General features: G+C 70.4%; 21 protein-coding genes. 14 read left to right on the plus strand and 7 right to left on the minus strand.

Features of this window, described 5'->3' with window-relative positions; translation table 11 throughout:
- The first annotated feature begins 162 nt into the window (after window positions 1-162).
- The gene (locus OG413_RS04360; RefSeq protein WP_266803089.1) at window positions 163-1,551 is read left to right on the plus strand and encodes a glycoside hydrolase family 18 protein; all 1,389 of its coding nucleotides are present in this window, start codon (window positions 163-165) and stop codon (window positions 1,549-1,551) included.
- Window positions 1,552-1,671: 120 nt separating this feature from the next.
- On the opposite strand, the gene OG413_RS04365 is transcribed toward OG413_RS04360, so the two are convergent.
- Window positions 1,672-3,255, minus strand: a complete 1,584-nt coding sequence (locus tag OG413_RS04365) for a S8 family peptidase (protein WP_266803090.1) — start codon at window positions 3,253-3,255, stop codon at window positions 1,672-1,674.
- Between the two features lie 237 nt (window positions 3,256-3,492).
- On the opposite strand from OG413_RS04365, the gene OG413_RS04370 reads away from it, so the two are divergent.
- The 6 genes from OG413_RS04370 (at window position 3,493) to OG413_RS04395 (ending at window position 11,298) form a co-directional block, all read left to right on the plus strand.
- Window positions 3,493-4,620 carry a threonine synthase gene (locus tag OG413_RS04370; RefSeq protein WP_266803091.1) on the plus strand — a complete coding sequence of 376 codons (1,128 nt, stop codon included), beginning with the start codon at window positions 3,493-3,495 and terminating at the stop codon, window positions 4,618-4,620.
- 274 nt (window positions 4,621-4,894) lie between these two features.
- Window positions 4,895-7,558, plus strand: a complete 2,664-nt coding sequence (locus OG413_RS04375) for a discoidin domain-containing protein (protein ID WP_266803092.1) — start codon at window positions 4,895-4,897, stop codon at window positions 7,556-7,558.
- Window positions 7,559-7,933: 375 nt separating this feature from the next.
- Window positions 7,934-8,116, plus strand: a complete 183-nt coding sequence (locus OG413_RS04380; RefSeq protein WP_266803093.1) for an SflA family class IV lanthipeptide — start codon at window positions 7,934-7,936, stop codon at window positions 8,114-8,116.
- A gap of 2 nt (window positions 8,117-8,118) precedes the next feature.
- Window positions 8,119-10,686 (plus strand): class IV lanthionine synthetase LanL, encoded by a 2,568-nt coding sequence (gene lanL / locus OG413_RS04385; protein ID WP_266803094.1) that lies wholly within the window; start codon window positions 8,119-8,121, stop codon window positions 10,684-10,686.
- A gap of 89 nt (window positions 10,687-10,775) precedes the next feature.
- The gene (locus OG413_RS04390) at window positions 10,776-11,042 is read left to right on the plus strand and encodes a type II toxin-antitoxin system Phd/YefM family antitoxin (protein WP_266803095.1); all 267 of its coding nucleotides are present in this window, start codon (window positions 10,776-10,778) and stop codon (window positions 11,040-11,042) included.
- Window positions 11,035-11,298, plus strand: coding sequence for a type II toxin-antitoxin system RelE/ParE family toxin (locus OG413_RS04395; RefSeq protein WP_266803096.1), 264 nt, complete (start codon window positions 11,035-11,037; stop codon window positions 11,296-11,298). Before OG413_RS04390 ends, OG413_RS04395 begins: the two co-directional genes overlap by 8 nt.
- Before the next feature lie 132 nt (window positions 11,299-11,430).
- Here the strand turns inward: OG413_RS04395 and ychF are convergent, their stop codons facing one another.
- On the minus strand, window positions 11,431-12,519 hold the full coding sequence (gene ychF, locus OG413_RS04400; RefSeq protein ID WP_266803097.1) for a redox-regulated ATPase YchF: 1,089 nt from the start codon (window positions 12,517-12,519) through the stop codon (window positions 11,431-11,433).
- Window positions 12,520-12,807: 288 nt separating this feature from the next.
- Here ychF and OG413_RS04405 point away from each other — a divergent pair, with 288 nt between their 5' ends.
- On the plus strand, window positions 12,808-13,458 hold the full coding sequence (locus tag OG413_RS04405) for a DUF6542 domain-containing protein (protein ID WP_266803098.1): 651 nt from the start codon (window positions 12,808-12,810) through the stop codon (window positions 13,456-13,458).
- Between the two features lie 22 nt (window positions 13,459-13,480).
- On the opposite strand, the gene ppgK is transcribed toward OG413_RS04405, so the two are convergent.
- A complete protein-coding gene (ppgK, locus tag OG413_RS04410; RefSeq protein ID WP_266803099.1) occupies window positions 13,481-14,218 on the minus strand; it encodes a polyphosphate--glucose phosphotransferase in 738 nt (245 codons plus the stop codon).
- A 39-nt stretch (window positions 14,219-14,257) separates the two neighbouring features.
- Window positions 14,258-15,247, minus strand: coding sequence for a 4-hydroxy-3-methylbut-2-enyl diphosphate reductase (locus tag OG413_RS04415; protein WP_266803100.1), 990 nt, complete (start codon window positions 15,245-15,247; stop codon window positions 14,258-14,260).
- An 87-nt stretch (window positions 15,248-15,334) separates the two neighbouring features.
- Here OG413_RS04415 and OG413_RS04420 point away from each other — a divergent pair, with 87 nt between their 5' ends.
- The 4 genes from OG413_RS04420 to OG413_RS04435 all read left to right on the plus strand — a co-directional run bounded on the left by OG413_RS04420 (window position 15,335) and on the right by OG413_RS04435 (window position 19,260).
- Entirely contained in the window at window positions 15,335-16,735 is a 1,401-nt protein-coding gene (locus OG413_RS04420; RefSeq protein ID WP_266803101.1) for an APC family permease, read from the plus strand.
- Between the two features lie 164 nt (window positions 16,736-16,899).
- Window positions 16,900-18,111, plus strand: coding sequence for an exodeoxyribonuclease VII large subunit (gene xseA / locus OG413_RS04425; protein ID WP_266803102.1), 1,212 nt, complete (start codon window positions 16,900-16,902; stop codon window positions 18,109-18,111).
- A 123-nt stretch (window positions 18,112-18,234) separates the two neighbouring features.
- A complete protein-coding gene (locus OG413_RS04430) occupies window positions 18,235-18,489 on the plus strand; it encodes an exodeoxyribonuclease VII small subunit (protein ID WP_266803103.1) in 255 nt (84 codons plus the stop codon).
- Window positions 18,490-18,669: 180 nt separating this feature from the next.
- Window positions 18,670-19,260, plus strand: coding sequence for a malonic semialdehyde reductase (locus OG413_RS04435; RefSeq protein ID WP_266803104.1), 591 nt, complete (start codon window positions 18,670-18,672; stop codon window positions 19,258-19,260).
- Between the two features lie 211 nt (window positions 19,261-19,471).
- Here OG413_RS04435 and OG413_RS04440 read toward each other — a convergent pair whose 3' ends face one another.
- Window positions 19,472-19,993: a DUF4245 domain-containing protein gene (locus OG413_RS04440; RefSeq protein WP_266803105.1), complete on the minus strand. Its 522-nt coding sequence runs from the start codon at window positions 19,991-19,993 to the stop codon at window positions 19,472-19,474.
- 144 nt (window positions 19,994-20,137) lie between these two features.
- On the opposite strand from OG413_RS04440, the gene glpX reads away from it, so the two are divergent.
- Complete coding sequence (gene glpX, locus OG413_RS04445) at window positions 20,138-21,169, plus strand: class II fructose-bisphosphatase (RefSeq protein WP_266803106.1); 1,032 nt, start codon at window positions 20,138-20,140, stop codon at window positions 21,167-21,169.
- Between the two features lie 103 nt (window positions 21,170-21,272).
- On the opposite strand, the gene OG413_RS04450 is transcribed toward glpX, so the two are convergent.
- Window positions 21,273-21,644 carry a WhiB family transcriptional regulator gene (locus OG413_RS04450; RefSeq protein WP_266803107.1) on the minus strand — a complete coding sequence of 124 codons (372 nt, stop codon included), beginning with the start codon at window positions 21,642-21,644 and terminating at the stop codon, window positions 21,273-21,275.
- Window positions 21,645-21,803: 159 nt separating this feature from the next.
- Entirely contained in the window at window positions 21,804-22,478 is a 675-nt protein-coding gene (locus OG413_RS04455) for a DUF1707 domain-containing protein (protein WP_266803108.1), read from the minus strand.
- A gap of 238 nt (window positions 22,479-22,716) precedes the next feature.
- Here OG413_RS04455 and OG413_RS04460 point away from each other — a divergent pair, with 238 nt between their 5' ends.
- Complete coding sequence (locus tag OG413_RS04460; protein ID WP_266803109.1) at window positions 22,717-24,384, plus strand: fumarate hydratase; 1,668 nt, start codon at window positions 22,717-22,719, stop codon at window positions 24,382-24,384.
- Window positions 24,385-24,518 lie beyond the last annotated feature (134 nt).

A 24,518-nucleotide genomic window follows, 5' to 3' on the forward strand; every position in this document is an offset into this window, starting at 1 on the left:
TTCCCCCCTGCGACACGATCCGGGCGATCAGTAAGCACCAAACCCTTGACCGGTTTTGGTCCAGACCAATAACTTCCTGTGCACGGCACGGCACCGCACCGCACGGCTCCCGCACTCTCCAGCCGCATCCCCAGCTCCAGTTCACGCACAGGAACGAGCCTCATGCGTCGAAGAACCTTGTCCAGAACGTCCGTTGCCGCCTGCGCTCTCGCACTGCTGGCAGGCATCGCGCCCGCGGCCACGGCCAGCGGCGGTGACCGCCCCGAGGAGCACCACCGCCCCGCGTACAAGAGCGTCGGCTACTTCACCCAGTGGGGCGTCTACGGACGCGACTTCCAGGTCAAGGACCTGGACACGAGCGGCACCGCGGCCAAGCTCACCCATGTCAACTACGCCTTCGGCAACGTCAGCGCCGACGGAAAGTGCTTCACCGGCAATGTGCCGGGCCAGTCCGACGCCTGGGCGGACTACGCCCGTCCGCTGGACGCGGCGGGATCGGTGGACGGCGTCGCCGACACCGACACCCAGCCCCTGGCGGGCAACTTCAACCAGCTGCGCGAGCTCAAGGCCAAGCACCCCGGCCTCAAGGCGATGATCTCGCTGGGCGGCTGGAGCTGGTCCACCCACTTCTCCGACGCGGCCCGCACCGCGGCCTCCCGCAAGGCGCTCGTCTCGTCCTGCGTCGACCTGTACATCAAGGGCAATCTGCCGGTGGACGGGGCTCGCGGCGGCGACGGGGCCGCGGCCGGTCTCTTCGACGGCATCGACATCGACTGGGAGTGGCCCGGCTCCGAGGGCAACACCGGCACGGTCTTCCGCCCCGAGGACAAGAAGAACTTCACCGCGCTGGTGCACGAGTTCCGCAAGCAGCTCGACGCCTACGCCAAGACTTCCGCGACGGCCGCGAGGGCCACCGAGGGCAAGGGCAACGGTCACGGCCACACGTCCCGGCCCCGGCACTACGAGCTGTCGGCCTTCGTCCCCACCTCCCCCGCCAAGATCGACGCGGGCTTCGACGTCCCCCGCGTCATGCGGGACTTCGACTTCGTGAACCTTCAGGGTTACGACTTCCACGTCTCCGGCGAGAAGACCACCGCCCAGCAGTCCGCGCTGTACGCGAAGGGCGACCACAGCGTCGACCAGACCGTGCGCGACTGGATCAGGCGCGGCGCCCCGGCCCGCAAGCTCGTCGTGGGCATGCCGTTCTACGGCCAGGGCTGGACCGGAGTGACGGGCGGCGGCGACGGCCTCGGCCGGCCGGCGGCGGCACCGGCGCCCGCCACGTACGCCGCCGGTTACGAGGACTACAAGGCCCTCAAGAAGCTGGCCGAATCGGGAACGTACGCGCTCCATCGGGACACCCGCAACGGCCACGCGTGGCTGTTCGACGGCACCACTCTGTGGACGTACGACGACCCCCGGGTGCTGCGCACGAAGGCCGCGTACGTACGGGACCGCGGTCTCGGTGGCGCGATGTTCTGGTCACTGGACGGGGACACGGAGAACGGTGAGCTGATCACCGCAGTCGACCGCGGCCTCAACCGCCGCTAAGGGCCGATCGGGACGGGCAAGGGTGCGGGGCGGTCGCGTGTGGCGACCGCCCCGCACTCGTCATTCACTCACTCATTCACTCACTCACGGTTTCCGCTTCCACCGCGGCTCGGACGCTCGTCAGAACTGGAGCGCCCAGGTGTTGATCCGCCCGGTGTCCGCGGACGCGTTGTCGCTGACCCGCAGCTTCCAGACGCCGTTGGCCACCACGGAGGACGCGTTCACCGAGTAGGTGGTGTTCACGTTGTCGGTGCTGCCGCCCGTCCCGTACGCCTTCAGGTTGTAGACCGAACCGTCGGGCGCGACCAGGTCGATCTTCAGGTCGCCGGAGTAGGTGTGCGTGATGTTGACCGGCACGCTCAGCGCGGCGGGGGCGTTGCCACTGATGCCCGTGACGGTGACCGGCGCCTCGACGGTGGCGTTGTCGGCGATCGCGTAGCCGGTGGTGTTCTCGAACTTCTTGCCGGGCGGCGTGGTGGTACCGGTGCCGACGTTCAGCAGCCGGTTGGGGGAGCCGGTGCCCGGGTTCGTCACCACTCCGGTGCTCGCCGCCGCGACCAGACCGGCGGAGACCTGCGCCGGGGTCTCGCCCGGATGGTCGGCGAGGTAGAGGGCTGCCGCACCGGCCACGTGCGGGCTCGCCATCGACGTACCGGAGATGGTGTTGGTGGCGGAGTCGTTGGTGTTCCACGACGAGGTGATCGAGGAGCCCGGCGCGAAGATGTCCACGATGCTGCCGTAGTTGGAGAAGCTGGAGCGGGCGTCGGTGTTGGTGGTGGAGCCGACCGTGATGGCCTCGCCGACGCGCGCCGGGGACTTGGTGGAGGCGTCGGTCGACTCGTTGCCCGCCGCGACGGCGTAGGTGATGCCGGACGCGATGGAGTTGCGCACGGCGGTGTCGAGCACGGAGTCCGCTCCGCCGCCGAGGCTCATGTTGGCGACGGCCGGCTTGACGGCGTTGGCCGTCACCCAGTCGATGCCCGCGACGACCTGCGCGGTGGTGCCGGAGCCGCTGTTGTTGAGCACGCGGACGCCGACGATCTTCGCCTTCTTGGCGACGCCGTGCGCCGTCCCGGCGACGGTGCCCGCCACGTGCGTGCCGTGGCCGTGCCCGTCCTGCGCGGTGTTGTCGTTGTCGATGGCGTCGTAGCCGTTCGCGGCCCGGCCGCCGAAGTCGCTGTGGCTGATCCGTACACCGGTGTCGATGATGTACGCGGTGACGCCCTCGCCCGCCTTGTCGGGGTAGGTGTAACTCTGGTTCAGCGGGAGGGTCTTCTGGTCGATCCGGTCCAGACCCCAGGAGGGCGGCGAGGGCTGGGTGCCGGAGACCGTGAAGGTCCGGTTCTGCACGACGGACGCGACGGCCGGGTCGGCGGCGAACTTCCTCGCCTCGGCGGCCGAGAGCTCGACCGCGTAGCCGTTGAGTGCCGAGCGATAGGTCTTCTTGATCTCGGCGCCGTACTTCTTGGCCAGCGCCTTGCCGCGTGCGGAGCCGGCGTCGGCGGCAGATTCATCGAAGGTGACGATGTAGCTGCCGCTGATCGCGCCCGGGGCGCCCGCGTTCTCGATCACGCCTTCCGCCGCGCGCTCGGTCGCGGTGGCCGGGAAGGCCGCCGCGGTGGAGAGAGCGAGGGCGGCACCGGCTATCACGCTCGCCGCGGCGAGTCTTCGACGTGCCTGGGGGGTGTGACGCATGACTGACATGTGAGGGGTCCTCCTCATGGGCGGGTGTGCTGGTGGGGGCACTGGAGCCGGGCAGCAATTCAAGTCAGGTGCATGACAAACCAGACAGCGGGGCGCCTCGTTCTCTGCGCCACCCGCGATCGGCCTGCCGTGCTGCCAGGCGAAACTTTGACCGATTCATGGCAAACCCACAAGGGTGCCTTGGGGCGCGCAATGCATCCGACATTCACCTGCCATCCGCCTGACATGCTGGCGGACATGCCCATGTATCTCTGCCCGCAGGACGGGACCCGCGCCGCCATCACCGATCTGACCTGGTGCTGCCCGGTCTGCCGCGGCCCCTGGGACCTCGACTTCGAGCCCCGGCGGTCCCCGGCCGGGCTCTCCCTCAACTCACTTACCGGGCGCGTTAATTCACTGTGGCGTTACGAAGAGGTACTGCCCCTCTCCTCCCCCGCGGTCTCCCTCGGCGAGGGGCGCACCCCGCTCGTCCCGCTCACGGACACCGTCTCGGCCAAACTCGACTTCCTGATGCCGACGCTCTCGTTCAAGGACCGCGGCGCGGTGATGCTCGCGGAACTCGCCCGTCGGCTGAACCCCGCCCGCGTCGTCGCGGACAGCAGCGGAAACGCGGGCACGGCCGTCGCCGCGTACTGCGCGCGGGCCTCCCTGCCCTGCACGGTGTACGTCCCCGAAGGGACCTCCGCGAAGAAGACCGAACAGATCCGGGCCCACGGCGCCCGGCTGAAGACCGTCCCCGGCGACCGGGAGGCCGCGGCGCTGGCGGCCCGCGCCGTCGCCGACGAACCCGGCACCTTCTACGCCTCGCACGTCTTCAACCCGTACTTCCTGCACGGCACGAAGACGTATGTGTACGAGCTGTGGGAGGACCTCGGCGGACGGCTGCCGGACGCGATCGCCGTCCCCGTCGGCAATGGCACCCTGCTCCTCGGCGCGGCCCTCGCCACCGCCGAACTCCACGCCCTGGGCCTCATCGAGCGGCGCCCGGCCCTGATCGCCGTTCAGGCGGAGGCGGTCTCCCCGCTGGCCTCTGCGTTCCACGCGGGCGCGCGGGAGCTGCCCGCCGCCTCCACCGACACGGCCCCCACGGACGCGGCCCTCACCCTCGCGGAGGGCATCGCCATCCCCCGCCCGCCGCGCGCCCGTCAGATCCTCGCGGCCGTCCGCGCGTCGGGCGGAACCTTCCTCACCGTGTCGGAGGACCGGATCCGAGAAGCCCAACTGGACCTGGCGGCACGGGGGTTCTACGTGGAGACGACCGGGGTCGCCTGCTGGGCGGCGGTGGGCGGCTGGACGGACCGCAGCGTCGTCGTACCGCTGTGCGGCGCGGGCCTCAAGACGGGCCTGGCAGCACCGCGCGAGTGAAGGGGTGCGCGGAGTGCTGGCCGGTCAGCCCGTCCAGTACGCGACCCGCCCGCACGCGTCCCGTACGCGCCCCGCCAAAATACGCATCCTCGTACGCGCCCCGTACACGTCGTGGCCGATGGAGCCCCTCCCCGCCCCCTCCGCTCCTCCCCGCCCCCTCCGCTCCTCTCCGCTCCCCGCTCCTCTGCTCCATCCGGCGCTTCGTCGTGCGGCCGCGAGCCGATCGCGCGCGCCGCGCACCCGCCCGCGACGCCGCCTTCCCTACCTTCGTACGGTGAGCCTCTCGCGCATCCCTCTCCTCGCGTCCTTGGCCGCGGCCGCCCTGATCGCGCCGCTGCCGCCCCTCTCGTACGCGGCGGACCTCCCGCACGGCGCCGCCCCGCCCCCGGTCTCCCCGGTCTGCGGCCGGACGGACGGCCAGGACGATCAGGACGGCCAGGACGCCTCCTGGGCACCGACGTCCACCCGCTTCGGTGAGGCCGAGGGCTACGACCCCTACGTCGGCAACGGCTATCTCGGACACCGGGTGCCCGCGACCGGCACCGGATACGACGCACAAGGCGAGAAGACCGGCTGGCCCCTGTACACCCCCCGCTACGACGGCGCCTTCGTCTCCGGGCTGTACGCCAGGGAGAAGGGCACCGCCGAGGGCCGCGAGGTCATCGCCGCGCTGCCGAGCTGGACGACCCTCGACGTGCGCGTCGGCGAGGAGACCTACGGCACCGCCACACCGGCGGGCCGGATCTCGGACTACCGCCAGACCGTGTTCCTGGCCTGCGGGCTGGTCCGCACCTCGCTGCGCTGGACCACCGCCGACGGCCGGGCGACCGACCTGACGTACGAGGTGCTGGCCGACCGCTCCGACGTGCACACCGGCGCCGTACGCCTGCGCATGACCCCGCACTGGAGCGGCACGGCGACCGTCACCGGACGTCTGGACGAGCGGGGCGCACGCCGGGTCACGGTCGCCGGGGACGGCACGTTCCGCACCCTGGGCACCGGGACGGAGGGGGCGATCGCCCAGACCATGCGGCGCGGCGCGGGCGTCGTGGAAACGCTGCGGCCGGAGTCCGGGAAGCTCCCGCGGCCCACTCCGGTACGGGACGGCACCACGTACACCTTCGAGAAGTACGTCGGCGTCGACACCGCGCTCACCTCCCGCACCCCGCTGGCGTCCGCCCGCGACGCCGCGCACCGCGCGGCCCGGCGCGGCTGGGCGGGCGTCCTCGCGGAGAACGCCGCGGCGTGGCGGCGGGCCTGGGCCTTTGATGTGAGCGTGCCGGGCCACCCCGCGCTCCAGGGCTGGCTGCGGTCCGCGCAGTACGGGCTGCTCGCGAGCACCCGTACCGGCTCCTCGGACAGCATCGCCCCGGCCGGTCTGACCAGCGACAACTACGCGGGCATGGTGTTCTGGGACGCCGAGACCTGGATGTACCCCGGGCTGCTGGCCACCCGCCCCGAGCTCGCCCGTTCCGTCGTCGAGTACCGCTACCGCACGCGCGACGCCGCCGGCGCGAACGCGAAGAAGCTCGGTTACGACGGCCTGTTCTACCCCTGGACCAGCGCGAGCAAGGGCCGACTCGACTCCGAATGCCAGAGCTGGGACCCACCGCACTGCCTGACCCAGAACCACCTCCAGGGCGATATCGCGCTGGCCGTCTGGCAGTACTACCTGGCCACCGGCGACCGCGACTGGCTCGCGACGCGCGGCTGGCCGCTGCTCAAGGGCATCGCCGACTTCTGGCGGTCGCGTGCCACCGAGAACAGCGACGGCAGCTACTCCGTGCGGAATGTGGCGGGCCCGGACGAGTACAGCAACGGGATCACCGACGGGGTCTTCACCAACGCGGTCGCCGTCACCGCCCTGCGCCACGCGACCCGTGCCGCCGAACTCCTCGGCCACCCGGCGCCCGCTGCCTGGACGCGGGTCGCGGACGGACTCCGTATCCCGTACGACGCCGAGCGGAAGATCTTCCTCCAGTACACGGGCTACCACGGCTCGACCATCAAGCAGGCCGACACGGTGCTGCTGATCTATCCGCTGGAGTGGCCGATGGAGCCGGGCGCGGCCGCCGCCACGCTCGACTACTACGCCGCCCGGACCGATCCGGACGGCCCCGCGATGACCGACTCGGTGCACGCGATCGACGCCGCCGCGATCGGGGCCGCGGGCTGCGCGACGTACACGTATCTCCAGCGCGCCGTGCGCCCCTTCGTCCGCGGGCCGTACTCCCTGTTCTCCGAGGCGCGCGGCGAGAAGTCCGGTGCACAGGACCCTCTTTCGGGCTTCCCCGCCGAGGATTTCCTCACCGGCAAGGGCGGCTTCCTCCAGGTGTTCACGCACGGGCTGACCGGGCTCCGGCTGCGGGAGGACGGGGTGCGGCTCGACCCGATGCTGCCGCCGCAGCTGCGCGAGGGCGTCACGCTGACGGGCCTGCGCTATCAGGGCCGTACGTACGACGTGGCCATCGGCGCCCGGACGAGCACGGTGCGGCTGACGTCCGGCGCCCCGTTCACCGTCCACACCCCGACGGGCCCGCAGCGGCTGTCCACCACCCTCACCCTGCCGACCCGCCGCCCCGACCTGACCCCGACGGCCGACGCGGCACGCTGCCGCCCGGCGACGGCCACCTCCGAAAGCCCCGGCCTGTACGCGGAGGCGGCGGTGGACGGCAGCCCGGCGACGTTCTGGTCCCCGGCCGGGGCGACGGGCTCCCTGACGGTGGACCTGGGGCGGGAGCACCGGGTCACCTCCGTCGTACCGGACTGGAGTGACGTACCGCCCGTCTCGCACCGCCTGGAGACCTCGCTCGACGGCCGGTTCTGGCGGCCGTACCTGGCCGGGGACAACGCCCGGAAGGTACGGGTGACGGTCACCTCGGACGACGCGGACAAGCCCGCGGGGATCGCCGAACTACGGATCGGCACGACGCGCTGACCACGGACGCGGCGGGCGCGGGCGCGCCGAGGTGCCGGAAGGAACGGCGAACGGGCCGGATCGCTGCCCGAGGTCCATCAAGTACCCATCATGTAAGGGTGGTTACTGACACATCAGAGAGCTTCTCGGGTATACCCGAAGGCAGCTGGCCACCGACCGCCGGACGACGGGCGGCCCCTCATGCCCCCTGCCACGGAGGACCAGCCTTCGACCCCCATGACCGGGCATACGAAACCAGCCGTATCTGACCCCTTGTCACCCAGATCGTTTCTGCCTACCTTCGTGGACCAGCACCTTGACTCAGCGGGCCCGCCGGTCTCGACCGGTCACGACCCGCACCATCAGCACATGCTCGACAAGACACGGAGGCGTCACATGCCCGTAGCCATGCTGGAACTCCCGAAGGTCGACGAATTCCGCGACGCAGGACCGCTGGAACTCGATGACGAGGCCATCGTGTTCGAGGATGACGACCGAAGCGACCGCGAGCACACGGCGTGTCTCTCCGATCCCTGGGTCACCGCCACCACCCGCTTCAGCTGCGACAAGAACTCCTAGCGGTGGCCGAGTCCATCGCCGGCCCCGGCGGACGGTCGGACGACACATGGTCGTACCTGAACGATCCACGGATGCCGGCGATGGACCACGGCTGGAAGCTGCACATCTCGGCCCGTCCCGGCGATCTGGAGGACGTGACCGCTCTCGTACTGCCGGTGCTGCGGCGGCATGTCTGTCACGCGAAGTTCGCCAGAGATACGGAGACGCTGCGGGCCATCAATTCCGGGGTGTCGAGCGCGGGCGTCGTCGGCAAGGCGATCACGGTCTACCCGCTGCCCGGCACCATTGCCGAGATCGCCGGGGAACTCGTCGCCGTACTGCGCGGCCGGGAGGGTCCGCAGGTCGTCAGCGACCGGCGTGTTGATCCGCAGGCCCCCGTCTACTACCGCTACGGGCCCTTCACGGGCGACTACCGGACCGGCCGGAGCGGGCGGCTGGAGTCGGTCATGGCCGGACCGGACGGGCAGGTCTTCGACGGACTGGCCGACGGTTCGTACCGCTGCCCGCCCTGGGCCGAGGACCCCTTCGCGAGCGAATCCGGGCGCGACGGCAAACGGCACTCGCGCGGATTCGGCGGCGGACGCTACGCGGTGACCGTCGGCATCGTGCGCAAACCGCAGGGGAACGTCTACCGCGCCGTCGACACGCATTCCGGGCGGTCGGTGGTGGTCAAGCAGGCGAGGGCCTTCGTGGCCGAGGACGAGTCCGGTACGGACACCCGTGACCGGCTGCGCAATGAACGCACGGTCCTTGAGGCACTGGGTTCCGTAGCCGGTGTGCCGCGCGCCCTGGACTATTTCCGGCATCGCACGGACGAGTACCTGGTGATGAGCAGCTGCGGCGAGCGGGACCTGCGCCGGGCGGTCCAGGAGAACGGCCCCTACCGGGACGACGACGCTCATGCGTCGCGCACTCTTTCCGGTCTCGCCACCCGGCTCCTGCGCATAGTGGACGACATCCACGGCCGGGGCGTGGTCATCCGCGATCTCAAGCCCAACAACGTGGTCCTCGACGACGCGGGGCGCTGCCACGTGATCGACTTCGGGATCAGCGAGCTGGCGGGCGTCGGCCCGAGCGGCGCGACCCCCGGCTACAGCGCACCGGTTCTGCGTGAAGCGGGACCGGCCGAGCCCGCCGACGACTACTACGCGCTGGGCGCGACGCTGTTCTTCGCCGCCACCGGCATGGACCCGGTGATCGTGGACCCCGACGCCGGGGTGAACCGGGAGCGGACCCTCGACGGCCTGGCATGGGCGCTGCCCGGCCACGGCCACCGGGAGATCCGGGCATCGATCGCCGGGTTGATGAGCTTGGACGCGGCCGTACGCACCACGAGCGCCGACCGGCTCCGCACCGGGGCGCCCCGCGCGTCCGGACCATCCCGTCGGCCCCGGCGGCCCCGGCTCGACGACGGCCTGCTCCAGGAGATCGTCGAGCACACGACCGCGTTCTGCGCCGACGAGGCAGCCAGGATCACGGACCCGGTACTGGCCGCCCGCTCGAACATCCCGACGCCGATCGATGTCTACGGCGGTAGCTCGGGGCTGGGACTGGAACTGCTCCACCACCTCCACCGCCCCCGGGTGCGCGAGACCGTCGACGCACTGGCGCGGTGGACGGCGGAACAGTCCAGGACCATGTCACCGGGCTTCTACTCGGGTCGCACAGGAGTCGACGTATTCCTCGCGGAGGCACATACGGCTACGGATACGACAGCGCCGTACGTCCGCCACCCCACCCACCTCGCCCACCCCGCTCTGCCGCCCCGGACGCCGGACGGCGGACTGCCGGAAGCGGACCTGATCGAGGGAGCCGCCGGAATCGGCCTCGGCCGGCTCCGGCTCGCCCGGCACGCCCTCGCGGCAGGCGACCGCGACGCCGCCGACCGGCACCTCGCCATCGCCACCGAATGCGCCCGGATGTGGAAGTCCGGCGAAGCCCGGCTGACCCCCACCGCCTCCGGCAAGCCCGGCGCCGCCGCACTCCGCGAAGGCTTCGCGCACGGGGAGGCGGGCGTCGCGTACTTCCTGCTCGAATACGGCAGCGCGACGGGGGACCCGGCCGCCGTCACCAGGTCCAGGGAGGCCTGCGCGCGCCTCGCCTCGGTCACACCCGGCATCATCGCGGCGGCGAACGAGCCACGGGCGACACGCCGTTACGGCTCGTGGTGCCGTGGTCTCGCCGGGATCGGAGCCGTACTCGTCCGGTCCGCCGACCGCCTCGCCGAACCCGGTCACCTCACCCTCGCGGAACAGGCCGCCCGCACCTGCGCCGCACTGGCCCGGCGCATGCCGCTGGTCACGCAGTGCTGCGGACTGTCGGGAGTCGGCGACTTTCTGGTGGACATGGCGAAAGCGTCCCCATCCGCATCCGAGGAGTTCCGGAACGCCGCCGAAACCGTCGCGATGATCGTCCTGAGCCGCAGCGGCGGCACCTGGCCCCACCCCGTATTCCCGGACACCGGCCTGACCGGCCCGAGCGCCACCTGGGCCGGCGGCTCCGCCGGAGTCCTCGGCTTCTTCAGACGCCTGCACGACGGGGGCGGCCCCCGCCTCGGCCTGCTCGACTGACCGGCCACACGTCGAACCAGAGCATCCACGCCCTGGACCGACACCGCCGACCGTTGTGTACACATGGAACATCCGGTACCTTTGAGTGCATGACACAGATGCCCATAGAGTCCATCCGCGACGTCCGCGCACACTTGGCCGAGGTGGTTGAGCGCGCCGACCGCGACGATCAGCCGACCGTCATCACGCGACGCGGGAAAGAGGTCGCCGCCGTCGTGTCGATCGACGTCCTGCGCAAGTACCAGCAGTGGGAAGAGCGCGAGATCAATCGCATCATCGACGAGCGCATGGCGAACCGCTCGGACGGAATCCCGATCGAGGACATCATGAAGGAGACGCTGGCGCGCAGTGAGTGAGTACCGCACCGTCTTCCGGCCCGAGGCGCAGGCAGAACTCCGCAAGATTCCGCGCGGCATGGCACTGCGCATCCTGGCCAAGCTGACGGAGCTGGAGAGCGACCCCCTCGGTTTCCACACCACCGCACTCGTGTCCCAGCCGGAGCGCCGTCGTCTACGAGTCGGCGACTACCGCATCGTCTACACAATCGACAACGGGGAGCTGGTGGTGTGGGTTGTCCACGTCGGACATCGCTCCACGGTTTACGACACCTGAACCTCCGGCACTCAGTCAGAATATCCAGCACCAAACCAGCTCGGGAGAAAGCGAGGGGCCGACTCCCGGAGGAGCCGACCCCATCTGAACCGCACGCTCACCCGGACGCCAACGAGGCGCCGAGCCGCCCGCTCACACGTTGAAGCGGAACTCCACCACGTCGCCGTCCTGCATGACGTATTCCTTGCCCTCCATGCGGGCCTTGCCCTTGGCGCGGGCCTCGGCGACCGAGCCTGTCTCGACCAGGTCCTCGAAGGAGATGATCTCGGCCTTGATGAAGCCCTTCTGGAAGTCGGTGTGGATCACACCGGCCGCCTCGGGGGCCGTGGCGCCCTTCTTGATCGTCCAGGCGCGGGCTTCCTTCGGGCCTGCCGTGAGGTAGGTCTGGAGGCCCAGGGTGTCGAAGCCGACGCGGCCGAGGGTGGCCAGGCCGGGCTCTTCCTGGCCCATGGACTGGAGGAGCTCCAGGGCCTCGTCGTCGTCCAGCTCGATCAGCTCGGACTCGATCTTGGCGTTCAGGAAGATCGCCTCGGCGGGGGCGACCAGGGCGCGCTGTTCGTTCTTGAAGTCCTCGTCGACCAGTTCGTCCTCGTCGACGTTGAAGACGTACAGGAAGGGCTTGGTGGTGAGGAGGTGCAGCTCGTGGAGGAGCCGGCCCTTCTCGGTGCCCGCCGTGATGCCCGCGGAGAAGAGGGTCTCGCCGGACTCCAGGATCTTCTGGGCCTCCTCGACGGCGGCGAGTACCGCCACCTTCTCCTTCTGGAGGCGGGACTCCTTCGTCAGGCGTGGGACGGCCTTCTCGACGGACTGGAGGTCGGCCAGGATCAGCTCGGTGTTGATCGTCTCGATGTCGTCCTTGGGCGAGACCTTGCCGTCGACGTGGACGACGTTCTCGTCCTTGAACGCGCGGATGACCTGGCAGATCGCGTCGGACTCGCGGATGTTCGCGAGGAACTTGTTGCCCAGGCCCTCGCCCTCGCTCGCGCCGCGCACGATGCCCGCGATGTCCACGAAGTCGACGGTGGCCGGGAGGAGCTTCTGCGAGTTGAAGATCTCCGCGAGCTTGTTCAGGCGCGGGTCCGGGACGCCGACCACACCGACGTTCGGCTCGATCGTGGCGAACGGGTAGTTGGCCGCCAGCACGTCGTTCTTGGTCAGGGCGTTGAACAGGGTCGACTTGCCGACATTCGGCAGACCGACGATTCCGATCGTGAGCGACACTTTGGCGACTTCCTGGAGTGAGGAGGTGAGGAGGGGTCGTGCTGTTCGGGCCGGGCCTCGGAGCGGACCGATTCTCCAGTTTACGGGCGGCGGCGGGCGGCCCGTCACGGGTCCGTCGTGCGTCCGACCCGCCTCGGTCGTGGGTACGTCGTGGGTCGTCCCCGGTCGGTGGCCGGACGGGTCGAACAGGGCGGGATTCGGCCGTGTGACATCGAACTCAACCCCAAGGTCGGCCAAAGCGCGTGTCCAACGCCTGCTTCTTCCCGCCTCGCGACCTACGTTGTGCACGTGGAGCAGCACAGGACACGTACCCCGCAGCGCAGGCAGCCCCAGCAGGCTCCGCCGGCCCCGTCCCCGCAGGGCGCTCCCGGCGAGAGTGCCGCCGTCTACCGGGTGATGGGCGCGCCCGGAGTCCGGGCGCGCACCCTGCCCCCCGCGGTGCTCGCCCTGCGCAGGTTCCCCAATCCCCGGCTGACGGGCATCGGGGCGGGCCTCTTCGCCGCCCTCACCATGTTCGTGCTGGCCTGCGTCGACTGGCTGCTCCTGGACAGCTCGGAAGTCGTGTACGGGCTGCTGTTCCTGCCGGTCAGCGCGCTCACCGCGCTCTGGGTGCGGCCCGCGGACCTCGTCACCGCGCCGATCAGCGTGCCGATCGCCTTCGCCGTCGGCGTCATCCCGATCTCCGGGGGCACCGGCGGTCTGGGCGGGCAGACGATGGCCGTCGTCACCGCGCTCGCCGTCCATGCGGGCTGGCTGTACGGCGGCACCCTCATCGCCGGGAGCATCGCGAGCGTCCGTAAGGTCCGGCACATGCGGGCGCGACGGCGTCACCTGGCGCAGGCCGCCCAGCCCGCCCAGGCCGCCCAGGCCGCCCAGGCCGTGACCGCCCGTGGCGGAAAGGCCGTCGCGGGCGGAGCGCGCCGCCCCCGGCGCCCGTAGGTCCGGAGTCGCGGCGGGCCGATTATCTGCCCGCCGCCGCCATCGCCGCGCCCACGATCCCCGCGTTGTTCTGCAGCTCCGCCGGGACCATCTCGGCCCGTACGTGCTCGATCAGCGGCAGGAACTTGTCCGACTTGCGGCTGACCCCGCCGCCGATGATGAACAGCTCGGGCGAGAACAGCATCTCCACATGGGCCAGGTACTTCTGCACCCGGTGCGCCCAGTGCTGCCAGCTGAGGTCCTCGTCCTCCTTGGCCTTCGTCGAGGCGTGCTTCTCCGCGTCGTGGCCGTGCAGCTCCAGATGGCCCAGCTCGGTGTTGGGGACGAGCCGGCCGTCCGTGAAGACCGCGCTGCCGATACCCGTACCGAAGGTCAGCATGATGACCGTGCCCTTGCGGCCGCGGCCCGCGCCGAATGACATCTCGGCGATGCCCGCCGCGTCGGCGTCGTTGAGGATCGTGACGGGCTGCCCGATCCGCTCGCCGAGCAGGGTTCCGGCGTCCGTGTCGATCCAGCTCTTGTCGACATTGGCCGCGGTGCGGGTGATGCCGTCGGTGACGACGCCCGGGTAGGTGATGCCGACCGGTCCCGACCAGTCGAAGTGGCCGACGACCTCGGCCACGCAGTCGGCCACGCCCTTGGGCGTGGCCGGGTGCGGTGTCAGTACTTTGTGGCGCTCCTGCGCCAGGTCTCCGCGGTCCAGGTCCACGGGAGCGCCCTTGATCCCGGATCCGCCGATGTCCACGCCGAAGATCTGCATGGCAACCACCGTACGGGCAGCTCGGGCACCTCGCCCGAGCTACTCGGCGGAAAGGGCGGCCGCCTCGGCCCGCAGGTCGCGGCGGAGCTCCTTGGGCAGCGAGAACGTGATCGACTCGTCCGCCGTCTTCACCGTCTCGACATCGCCGTAACCCCGCTCGCCGAGCCACTCCAGTACACCGTCGACCAGCACGTCGGGGACCGAGGCGCCCGAGGTGAGGCCGACCGTGGTGACGCCCTCCAGCCAGGCCTCGTCGATCTCGTCGGCGAAGTCCACCAGATGCGCCGCGGGGGCGCCCGCGTCGAGGGCGACCTCCACCATGCGGATCGAGTTCGAGGAGTTCTTGGAGCCGACGACGATGACCAGCTCGGCGTCCTCGGCCAGCTTCTTCACCGCGATCTGGCGGTTCTGCGTGGCGTAGCAGATGTCGTCGCTGGGCGGCGAGAGGAGGTTGGGGAACTTCTCCTTGATGGCGTTGACCGTCTCCATCGTCTCGTCGACCGAGAGAGTGGTCTGCGAGAGCCAGACGACCTTCGACTCGTCGCGGACCTCCACGTTCGCCACGTCCTCGGGGCCGTCGACCAGCGTGATGTGGTCCGGCGCCTCGCCGCTCGTGCCGATGACTTCCTCGTGGCCCTCGTGGCCGATCAGGAGGATGTCGTAGTCCTCCTTGGCGTACCGGACGGCTTCCTTGTGGACCTTGGTGACCAGGGGGCACGTGGCGTCGATCGTGGCGAGCTTGCGCTCGGCGGCCTCGGCGTGGACGGTCGGCGCGACGCCGTGCGCGGAGAACATCACGATGGAGCCCTCGGGGACCTCCGCGGTGATGTCGACGAAGATCGCACCCTTCTTCTCCAGGGTCTGCACGACGTACTTGTTGTGCACGATCTCGTGGCGCACGTAGATCGGGGCCCCGTACTGCTCCAGAGCCTTCTCGACGGCGATCACGGCACGGTCCACGCCCGCGCAGTAGCCACGGGGAGCGGCGAGCAGGACACGGCGGGCAGGAGTTGCAGTCATGCGTCCCATCGTAAGGCCGTACCGAACAGGCGCCGGTCCGGCCGGGTCGGGAGACTGTTGGCGACGTGGATGTGCACGGACGGCGATGGAGGTCGGATGTCGGGGAGCAGCAGCAGGGAACGGCCCACATTGCGGCGCACGCTCGGCTTCCGGGACCTGGTGGTCTACGGCCTGCTGTTCATCGCCCCCATGGCGCCGGTCGGCGTGTTCGGCACACTCGACGCGAAGTCGGGCGGTGCGGTCGCCCTGGTCTACGTGGTGGCGACCGTCGTCATGGCGTTCACCGCCTTCAGTTACGCCCAGATGGTGCGGGTCGCTCCACTGGCGGGTTCGGTCTTCGCGTATGCCCGCAAGGGGCTCGGGGAAGGGCCCGGGTTCATCGCCGGGTGGATGGCGATGCTCGACTATCTGCTGATTCCGGCGGTCGCCTATCTCTTCTCCGGGATCGCGATGAACGCGCTGGTCCCCGAGGTGTCGCGGTGGGTGTGGACGACGATCGCGGTCGTGGTGACCACGCTCCTGAACCTGTGGGGCGTACGGGCCGCCGCCCGGGTCGGCTTCGCCGTGCTGGCCATGGAGATCGTGGTGCTGCTGGTGTTCCTGGTGTCGGCGGTGGTGGTGCTCGTGCGCGACGGCGCGCAGCGCGGCTGGCTGTCGCCGCTCACCGGCGATTCCGGGTTCTCGATGACCATGGTGATGGGCGCCGTGTCCGTGGCCGTGCTCTCCTATCTGGGCTTCGACGCCATCGCCTCGTTCGCCGAGGAGGTGACCGGCGGCTCGGCGAAGGTGGCGCGTGCGGTGCTGTTCTGCCTGATCCTCGCGGGCGTGCTGTTCATCGCCCAGTCCTATCTCGCCGCGCTGCTGGAGCCGGTCAGCTCGGCGGAGCTGGCGGCCGATCCGGCGAAGCAGGGGTCCGCGTTCTACGACGCGGTGGATGCCTCCGTCGGGAGCTGGCTGCACGATCTGGTGGCGGCCAGCAAGGCGATCGGCGCCGCGTTCGCCGCGCTGGCGGGGCAGGCGGCCGCGGGGCGGCTGGTGTTCGCGATGGCGCGGGAGCGGCGGCTGCCGCCGTTCCTGGCGAGGGTCGACGCGAAGTCCGGGGTGCCGCGGGTCGCGATCCTGGGCGCGGCGATCGTGACGCTGGTGGCCGCGGTGTGGGCGGCCCGGCGCGACGACGGCCTGGACCATCTGGTGTCGGTCGTGGACGTGGGCGCGCTGACGGCGTTCGTGCTGCTGCACGCGTCGGTGGTCGGCTGGTTCGCCGTACGCCGGATGGAGGGTGAGCCCAGCTGGTGGCGCCATGTCCTGGTCCCGGTGGTCGGTGCGGCGGTGCTGATCGCGGTGATCGTGGAGGCGACGACGAGCGCGCAGGTGGTCGGGCTGTGCTGGCTGGCGGTGGGGCTCGTGGTGCTCGCGGTGCAGTGGGGGCGGCGGCGCCCGGGGGCCGGTGGGGCGGATCCGATGGAGGCGGAGTCGGGCGGCCGGGGGGCCGGGTGAGGGGGGCGGGTGTGGGGGGCGCCGGTTGAGTGGGGGAGGCGTGGGTGCGGTGGGGCTGGGCGCCCTGCGGTGGGGGCGGGCGCAGGTGACCGGCCCGCTGGACCGGGGACCTCTTGTCCTGCTGCCCGCCCCTCCTGTCGGCGCCTGCCGATACGCTCGTCCGCATGGCTCTCAACACATCCGCGGAAGCGCCGCTGCCCGTCGGTGAGGTGTCACGGCTCATCGGGGGGTGGATCGACCGGCTCGGGGCGATCTGGGTCGAGGGGCAGATCACCCAGCTGTCGCGGCGGCCCGGTGCCGGAGTCGTCTTTCTGACCCTGCGCGATCCGTCGCACGACATCTCCGTGAGCGTCACCTGCTACCGGCAGGTCTTCGACCGCATCGCGGATGTCGTGACGGAGGGTGCGCGGGTCGTCGTCCTGGCCAGGCCCGAGTGGTACGCGCCCCGGGGCCAGCTGTCCCTGCGGGCCACGGAGATACGGCCGGTGGGCATCGGGGAGCTGCTGGTCCGGCTGGAGCAGCTGAAGAAGTCGCTCGCCTCGGAGGGGCTCTTCGCGCTGGACCGCAAGAAGCCGTTGCCGTTCCTGCCGCAGCTGATCGGTCTGGTCTGCGGGCGGGCCTCGGCGGCCGAGCGCGATGTCCTGGAGAACGCCCGGCGCCGCTGGCCCGCGGTGCGGTTCGAGGTGCGCAACACCGCGGTGCAGGGCGTGCACGCGGTGAATCAGGTGGTCAAGGCCGTCGAGGAGCTGGATGCCCTGGACGAGGTCGATGTGATCGTCGTCGCCCGGGGCGGCGGCAGCGTGGAGGACCTGCTGCCGTTCTCCGACGAGCAGTTGATCCGGGCGGTGGCCGCGTGCCGTACGCCGGTGGTCTCCGCGATCGGGCACGAGCCCGACTCCCCGCTGCTCGACCTGGTGGCGGACCTGCGGGCGTCGACGCCCACGGACGCGGCGAAGAAGGTCGTACCGGACGTGGGCGAGGAGCTGGACCGGGTGCAGCAGTTGCGGGACCGGGCGCTGCGCACCGTACGGGGCATGCTCGACCGGGAGGAACGGGGGCTGGCGCACGCGCTGGGCCGCCCGTCGATGGAGCGCCCCCAGCGGCTGGTGGACGAGCGGGCCGCCGAGGTGGACGCGTTGGCCGGGCGGAGCCGCCGGGTGCTCGGGCATCTGCTGGACCGGGCCGATTCGGAGCTCGCGCACACCCGGGCCCGGGTGGTCTCGCTGTCACCCGCCGCCACGCTGGAGCGGGGTTACGCGGTGCTCCAGCGGCCCGACGGCCATGTGGTGCGCTCCCCCGCCGACGCCGGTGCGCCCGGCGAGCCGCTGCGGGCGCGGGTGTCGGAGGGCGAGTTCACCGTACGGGTGGAGGGGTGACCTGTACGGGTCGCGCCGTGCCATGCCTCGCAGGTACGGGTCACGCCGCGCACGGTCCGGTCAGTAAGGGGCCCGCGGGGTCCGCTCACGGTGTTTTCTCGGCTCACGAATAGGGTGGATCACATGACGGACGACGGGACGGCGACGGCTGCCGCGACAGGCACGCTCGGGTACGAGCAGGCGCGGGACGAGCTGATCGAGGTCGTGCGCCGCCTGGAGGCGGGCGGCACGACGCTGGAGGAGTCGTTGGCCCTGTGGGAGCGGGGCGAGGAGCTGGCGCAGGTGTGCCGGCGCTGGCTGGAAGGTGCCCGCGCCCGTCTGGACGCGGCTCTGGCCCGCCCGGAGGAGCCCGCGCGGGACTCGGGCGCCGACGACTGAGGCGTCCACCGGGTGCCGTACGCGGGCAGGCCCGTCGGCCGATCGGCTCCGGCGCCAGGGGGGTGGCCCTGTTGTGGGGTGGCTCACTCCCGCCCGATTTTAGTTGAAAGTTAACCTACCTCTCCGTTACGGTGATCTCATCGCTTGATCCCCCCTGTTCGTCCGGAAGGTATTCGCAAGATGTCCCTCGTTCTTGACCCCGCCGCCCAGGACCTCCTCTTCCGTGAGGCCCGCACCGCCAACACGTTCACCGACGAGCCGGTGACCGATGAGCAGGTCCAGGCGATCTACGACCTGGTCAAGTACGGCCCCACGGCCTTCAACCAGTCGCCGCTGCGCGTCGTCCTGGTCCGCTCCGCCGAGGGCCGCGAGCGCCTCGTCCAGCACATGGCCGAGGGCAACCGCCCGAAGACCGCCGTCGCCCCGCTCGTCGCGATCCTCGTCGCCGACAACGAGTTCCACGAGGAGCTGCCGGCCCTGCTGCCGCACTTCCCGCAGGCCAAGGACGCGTTCTTCTCCGAGCGCCCGGTCCGCGAGTCGGCCGCCCTTCTCAACGCCGCGCTGCAGTCCGCGTACTTCATCATCGGTGTCCGCGCCGCCGGTCTGGCCGCAGGCCCGATGACCGGTTACGACGCCGCGGGCATCCAGAAGGAGTTCCTGGACGACGACCACATCCCGCTGATGGTCGTCAACATCGGCAAGCCGGGCGAGGACGCCTGGTTCCCGCGTTCGCCGCGCCTGTCGTACGACGAGGTCGTCACGACCGTCTGATTCCGCGATTCCCGCGATTGCGGCGATCACGGCGATCCGATCGCGGCGATCGCTTCGCGGGAAGCCGCTTGTACATGCGCCCGGCCAGGGTTTCCCGGCCGGGCGCTGTGCGTGTGCCCTCTGCGCGTGCGCCCTCAGCCGGACGACGAGGCCGCCTCGTGGAGGTGCGGAAGGTGCGGAAGGTGCGGAGGATGCGGAGGATGCTGTCGGGTCAGGGGGTGGTCTTCAGCGCGGCGGCCATCTCCACGAGCCGCCCCTTGGGTGCCGAGCCCGTGACCACGGTGGTCGAGCCCTTCTCCCGCAGGACGAGGGCGTCGTACTTCGGCCCCTCCCAGTGCTCCCACGCGCGCCCCGCGACATCCTCGGTGCGCCCGGTGTTCCTGGCGTCCCGGCTGACCTCGGGGATGTACTTCTTGGCCGGGTTCGTGGACTGCTCGACCGCGACGTACCTGCTGTCCGGGTCGAGGAAGCCGAGGTGCCAGCTGTCCCCCGCCTTGCTCGTGTACGAGACGGAGGTCGGCTTCCAGCCCTTCGCCAGGCCCTCCGGCGCGGCCACCGGATACGGCGCCGCCCGCCTCGCCGTGACGAGTTCCACCCTGAAGTCGACGGCCTTGATGGGATCGGCCTTGTCGTCATGCGGGATGAACACGTAGATGACCCCCGCGGCGGCGGTGATCACCATCATCGACAGGAACATGTCCCGGACCGTCTGTTTGCCTCGCTTGCTCGCCACGGGGTCAATGGTGGCATGTGCCTCTTCCCGCCCGGCCACGGGGAGGCTGCTCATACGTGACCCGCTCTGCTCATTTTATCGACCTACCGATAGAGTCGCAGCACCCTCTTTTCCGGTCGTCGCCGTACAGAAAGGTGCGCTCCGATGTCCGAGCATCATCTGCCGTCCCAGCTAGAGGTCTCCCCGGAGGCCCCCGACCGCAACCTGGCCCTGGAGCTGGTCCGGGTCACCGAGGCCGCCGCCATGGCAGCCGGGCGCTGGGTCGGCCGCGGCGACAAGATCGGCGCCGACGGCGCCGCCGTGAAGGCCATGCGGACCCTCGTCTCCACCGTCTCGATGAACGGCGTCGTCGTCATCGGTGAGGGCGAGAAGGACGAAGCGCCCATGCTGTTCAACGGCGAGCGCGTGGGCGACGGAACCGGCCCCGAGGTCGACATCGCCGTCGACCCGATCGACGGCACCACGCTGAACGCCAAGGGCATGCCGAACGCGATCGCCGTGCTGGCCGCCGCCGACCGCGGCGCCATGTTCGACCCGTCCGCCGTCTTCTACATGGACAAGCTGGTCACGGGCCCCGAGGCCGCGGACTTCGTCGACATCAACGCACCCGTGTCGGTGAACATCCGGCGTGTCGCGAGGGCGAAGAACTCGACGCCCGAGGACGTCACCGTCGTCATCCTCGACCGCCCCCGCCACGAGGGCATCGTCAAGGAGATCCGGGAGACGGGCGCCCGGATCAAGTTCATCTCCGACGGCGATGTCGCGGGCTCGATCATGGCGGCCCGCGAGGGCACCGGCGTCGATCTGCTGATGGGCATCGGCGGCACCCCCGAGGGCATCATCTCGGCGTGCGCCATAAAGTGCCTCGGCGGTGTCATCCAGGGCAAGCTGTGGCCCAAGGACGAGGCCGAGCGTCAGCGCGCGCTGGACGCCGGGCACGACCTGGACCGGGTGCTGTCGACCGACGACCTGGTCAGCGGCGACAACGTGTTCTTCGTGGCGACCGGTATCACCGACGGTGAACTGATGCGCGGTGTGCGGTACCGCGCGGAGACGGCGACCACCGAGTCGATCGTCATGCGTTCGAAGTCGGGCACGATCCGGAAGATCGACTCGACCCACCGGCTGTCGAAGCTGCGCGCCTACAGCGCGATCGACTTCGACCGCGCGAAGTAGGTCCGACCGCGCCGAGCAGGTCCGGCCGCCCGCGCGGAGAAGCGGCGGAAACAGGGACACGGGTGAGGGGGCTGCCGACGGGCAGCCCCCTCACCCGTGTTCCTCAGCCCGCCGCGGCTATCTGCTCCGTCTGCGCCGCCGACGTGAGCTCGATCTCGCGCCTACGGCGCCGGGCGAGCACCACGCGGCGTTCCGCGGCGGTCAGGCCGCCCCACACCCCGTACGGCTCGGGTTGCATCAAGGCGTGCTCCTGGCACGCCACCATCACCGGACAGCGGGCGCATACGCGTTTGGCGGCCTCCTCGCGGGACAGTCGGGCAGCAGTCGGCTCCTTCGACGGGGCGAAGAACAACCCGGCTTCGTCCCGGCGGCACACCGCCTCCGAATGCCAGGGTCCCGCCTGGTCTTCCCGAGCGGGAGTGCGCTGGGGAGGAACGGCGACGACCTGCAGAGTCTGATGCGGCGGTTGCAGCACGGTCTACTCCTGACGACGGCTTCGCGAGCGAGAGACGATGCAGCATTCCCTACCCGCTGTGCGCGTGCCTAAGCGCTGCGTGGCACAGGCTTCCGGGGCGCGCAATTGCACCCGCGGCGCACTTTGGCCGGATCCCGAAGGCTGTCCACCACCGCCCGCTCAGCGGCCGAGGTGTTTGCGCAGTTGGTCGTGGAGGTCGGCAATGAACTTGCCCCGCTTGGGCTTTGCCTCCACGCTTCCGAAGACGGAATAGCCGTTCACCACGACGACCGGTGCTTCCGGGTCCGCGGATTCCAGTGTCATCACTTCGAAATTACCGAAAACACCCGTCCCGCTGCCGCGCAGCGAGATGTTCTGCGGCACCTTGATCTCGACACTGCCGAAGATGGACGTCGCGTTGATGACGGTGAGCCGTTGGCCGAAAAGAGCCTCCGTCAGATCGATCTCCACGGAACCGAACAGCGAGAAGGCGTTGGTACGGCCACCGACCCGCCAACGCCCTTTCCTGGTCGAGCTGCTGAAGATCGCCACGAGGTTGTCCGCCGGCCCGGCCGGACCCTCGGGGCCGTAGGCGTAGGGCCGCGCACCGGTCTGCGGGGCGGTGGCGCCGGGCGCGGGCAGGTCGCGGACCAGCGGTTCGAGTTCACCGAGGGTCTTGGCGCGGTAGACCAGGTCGATCCGCTCGGCGTGCTCCTCGGCGGTCAGCCGGCCCTCGGCCATGGCGTCCCGCAGGATGTCCGCGATCCGGTCGCGGTCGGCGTCGGAGGCTCGGATACCGGCCGGTGGGGGTTCAGCCGGGGCGACGGGCTGCTGGGGCTGCTTTTCGAGGTCCACCGATCCAGCGTACCCAAACGCGATAGATCGCGACTAGGGGCAGTCCGGGCGATCCGGCCAAATCCTGGGCGCTCACCGCCCGGTCCGCCACGCCCGGCCCGGCCCGGAATCAGGGGCGCCGCCTCCTGGTTCCAGGTGAGCCTTACCTCACAGGATCGGGTGACCCACGGCGCTCTACGCTGGTGGATGCGCTGCCCAAGGGAGGTCAGCCGCTGTCGCCGAGTGAGGAATGGCCGTAATGCCAGAGTTTGCGTACTCCGATCTGCTCCCCCTGGGAGAGGACACCACGCCCTATCGTCTGGTGACCGCCGAGGGCGTCTCCACCTTCGAGGCCGACGGTCGTACGTTCCTCAAGGTCGAGCCGGAGGCCCTGCGCACGCTCGCCGCCGAGGCCATGCACGACATCTCGCACTTCCTGCGCCCCGCGCACCTCGCGCAGCTGCGCCGGATCGTGGACGACCCCGATGCCTCGTCCAACGACAAGTTCGTCGCGCTCGACCTCCTGAAGAACGCGAACATCGCCGCCGCGGGTGTCCTGCCGATGTGCCAGGACACCGGTACGGCGATCGTCATGGGCAAGCGCGGCCAGAACGTGCTGACGTCGGGCGGTGACGAGGAGGCCCTGTCGCACGGCGTCTTCGACGCGTACACCAAGCTCAACCTGCGCTACTCGCAGATGGCCCCGCTGACCATGTGGGACGAGAAGAACACCGGCTCGAACCTCCCGGCGCAGATCGAGCTGTACGCCACCGACGGCGGCGCGTACAAGTTCCTCTTCATGGCGAAGGGCGGCGGCTCCGCCAACAAGTCGTTCCTCTACCAGGAGACCAAGGCGGTCCTCAACGAGACCTCCATGATGAAGTTCCTGGAGGAGAAGATCCGTTCGCTGGGCACCGCGGCCTGCCCGCCGTACCACCTGGCGATCGTCGTCGGCGGTACGTCGGCCGAGTTCGCGCTGAAGACCGCGAAGTACGCCTCCGCGCACTACCTGGACGAGCTGCCCGCCGAGGGCTCCCCCACCGGGCACGGCTTCCGGGACAAGGACCTGGAGGAGAAGGTCTTCGAGCTGACGCAGAAGATCGGGATCGGCGCGCAGTTCGGCGGCAAGTACTTCTGCCACGACGTACGCGTCGTCCGGCTCCCCCGGCACGGCGCCTCGCTGCCCGTCGCCATCGCCGTGTCCTGCTCGGCGGACCGCCAGGCCACCGCGAAGATCACCGCCGAGGGTGTCTTCCTGGAGCAGCTGGAGAGGGACCCGGCGCGCTTCCTGCCGGACACCACCGACGACCACCTGGACGAGGCCGCGGATGTCGTGCGGATCGACCTGAACCGGCCGATGGACGACATCCTCGCCGAGCTGACCAAGTACCCGGTCAAGACCCGGCTCTCGCTGACCGGCCCGCTGGTCGTGGCGCGCGACATCGCGCACGCCAAGATCAAGGAGCGGCTGGACGCGGGCGAGGAGATGCCGCAGTACCTGAAGGACCACCCGGTGTACTACGCGGGCCCGGCCAAGACGCCCGAGGGGTACGCGTCCGGCTCCTTCGGCCCGACGACGGCCGGCCGCATGGACAGCTACGTCGCGCAGTTCCAGGCGGCGGGCGGCTCCAAGGTGATGCTGGCCAAGGGCAACCGGTCCCGGCAGGTCACCGACGCGTGCGACGCGCACGGCGGCTTCTACCTCGGCTCCATCGGCGGCCCGGCCGCGCGCCTCGCGCAGGACTGCATCAAGAAGGTCGAGGTCATCGAGTACGAGGAGCTCGGCATGGAGGCGGTCTGGAAGATCGAGGTCGAGGACTTCCCCGCGTTCGTCGTGGTCGACGACAAGGGCAACGACTTCTTCACCGAGCCCGCCCCCGCGCCGACGTTCACCAGCATTCCGGTACGGGGGCCTGGTCTCGGCTGACCGGCCGGCCGGCGTACGGGCCTGTCGGCTGACCGGCGTACAGGCAAGCGGTGGGTGGGGGCGTTCCGGACGGAGCGCCCCCACCGTGCGTTTCCAGCCACCGCGCCGCCGCGTTCCCAGTGGCCCCAGTAGCC

Source organism: Streptomyces sp. NBC_01433, from assembly GCF_026340105.1.
Classification (GTDB): Bacteria; Actinomycetota; Actinomycetes; order Streptomycetales; family Streptomycetaceae; genus Streptomyces.

Bases quoted from the DNA above. Each gene is read 5' to 3' on its own strand.
- OG413_RS04420 (WP_266803101.1), top strand. From the start codon at position 15,335: ATGTCGGGGAGCAGCAGCAGGGAACGGCCCACATTGCGGCGCACGCTC.
- OG413_RS04460 (WP_266803109.1), top strand. From the start codon at position 22,717: ATGCCAGAGTTTGCGTACTCCGATCTGCTCCCCCTGGGAGAGGACACC.
- glpX (WP_266803106.1), top strand. From the start codon at position 20,138: ATGTCCGAGCATCATCTGCCGTCCCAGCTAGAGGTCTCCCCGGAGGCC.
- OG413_RS04415 (WP_266803100.1), bottom strand. From the start codon at position 15,247: ATGGGACGCATGACTGCAACTCCTGCCCGCCGTGTCCTGCTCGCCGCT.
- ppgK (WP_266803099.1), bottom strand. From the start codon at position 14,218: ATGCAGATCTTCGGCGTGGACATCGGCGGATCCGGGATCAAGGGCGCT.
- xseA (WP_266803102.1), top strand. From the start codon at position 16,900: ATGGCTCTCAACACATCCGCGGAAGCGCCGCTGCCCGTCGGTGAGGTG.
- OG413_RS04365 (WP_266803090.1), bottom strand. From the start codon at position 3,255: ATGTCAGTCATGCGTCACACCCCCCAGGCACGTCGAAGACTCGCCGCG.
- OG413_RS04360 (WP_266803089.1), top strand. From the start codon at position 163: ATGCGTCGAAGAACCTTGTCCAGAACGTCCGTTGCCGCCTGCGCTCTC.
- OG413_RS04370 (WP_266803091.1), top strand. From the start codon at position 3,493: ATGCCCATGTATCTCTGCCCGCAGGACGGGACCCGCGCCGCCATCACC.
- OG413_RS04380 (WP_266803093.1), top strand. From the start codon at position 7,934: ATGCCCGTAGCCATGCTGGAACTCCCGAAGGTCGACGAATTCCGCGAC.
- OG413_RS04435 (WP_266803104.1), top strand. From the start codon at position 18,670: ATGTCCCTCGTTCTTGACCCCGCCGCCCAGGACCTCCTCTTCCGTGAG.
- OG413_RS04390 (WP_266803095.1), top strand. From the start codon at position 10,776: ATGACACAGATGCCCATAGAGTCCATCCGCGACGTCCGCGCACACTTG.
- OG413_RS04430 (WP_266803103.1), top strand. From the start codon at position 18,235: ATGACGGACGACGGGACGGCGACGGCTGCCGCGACAGGCACGCTCGGG.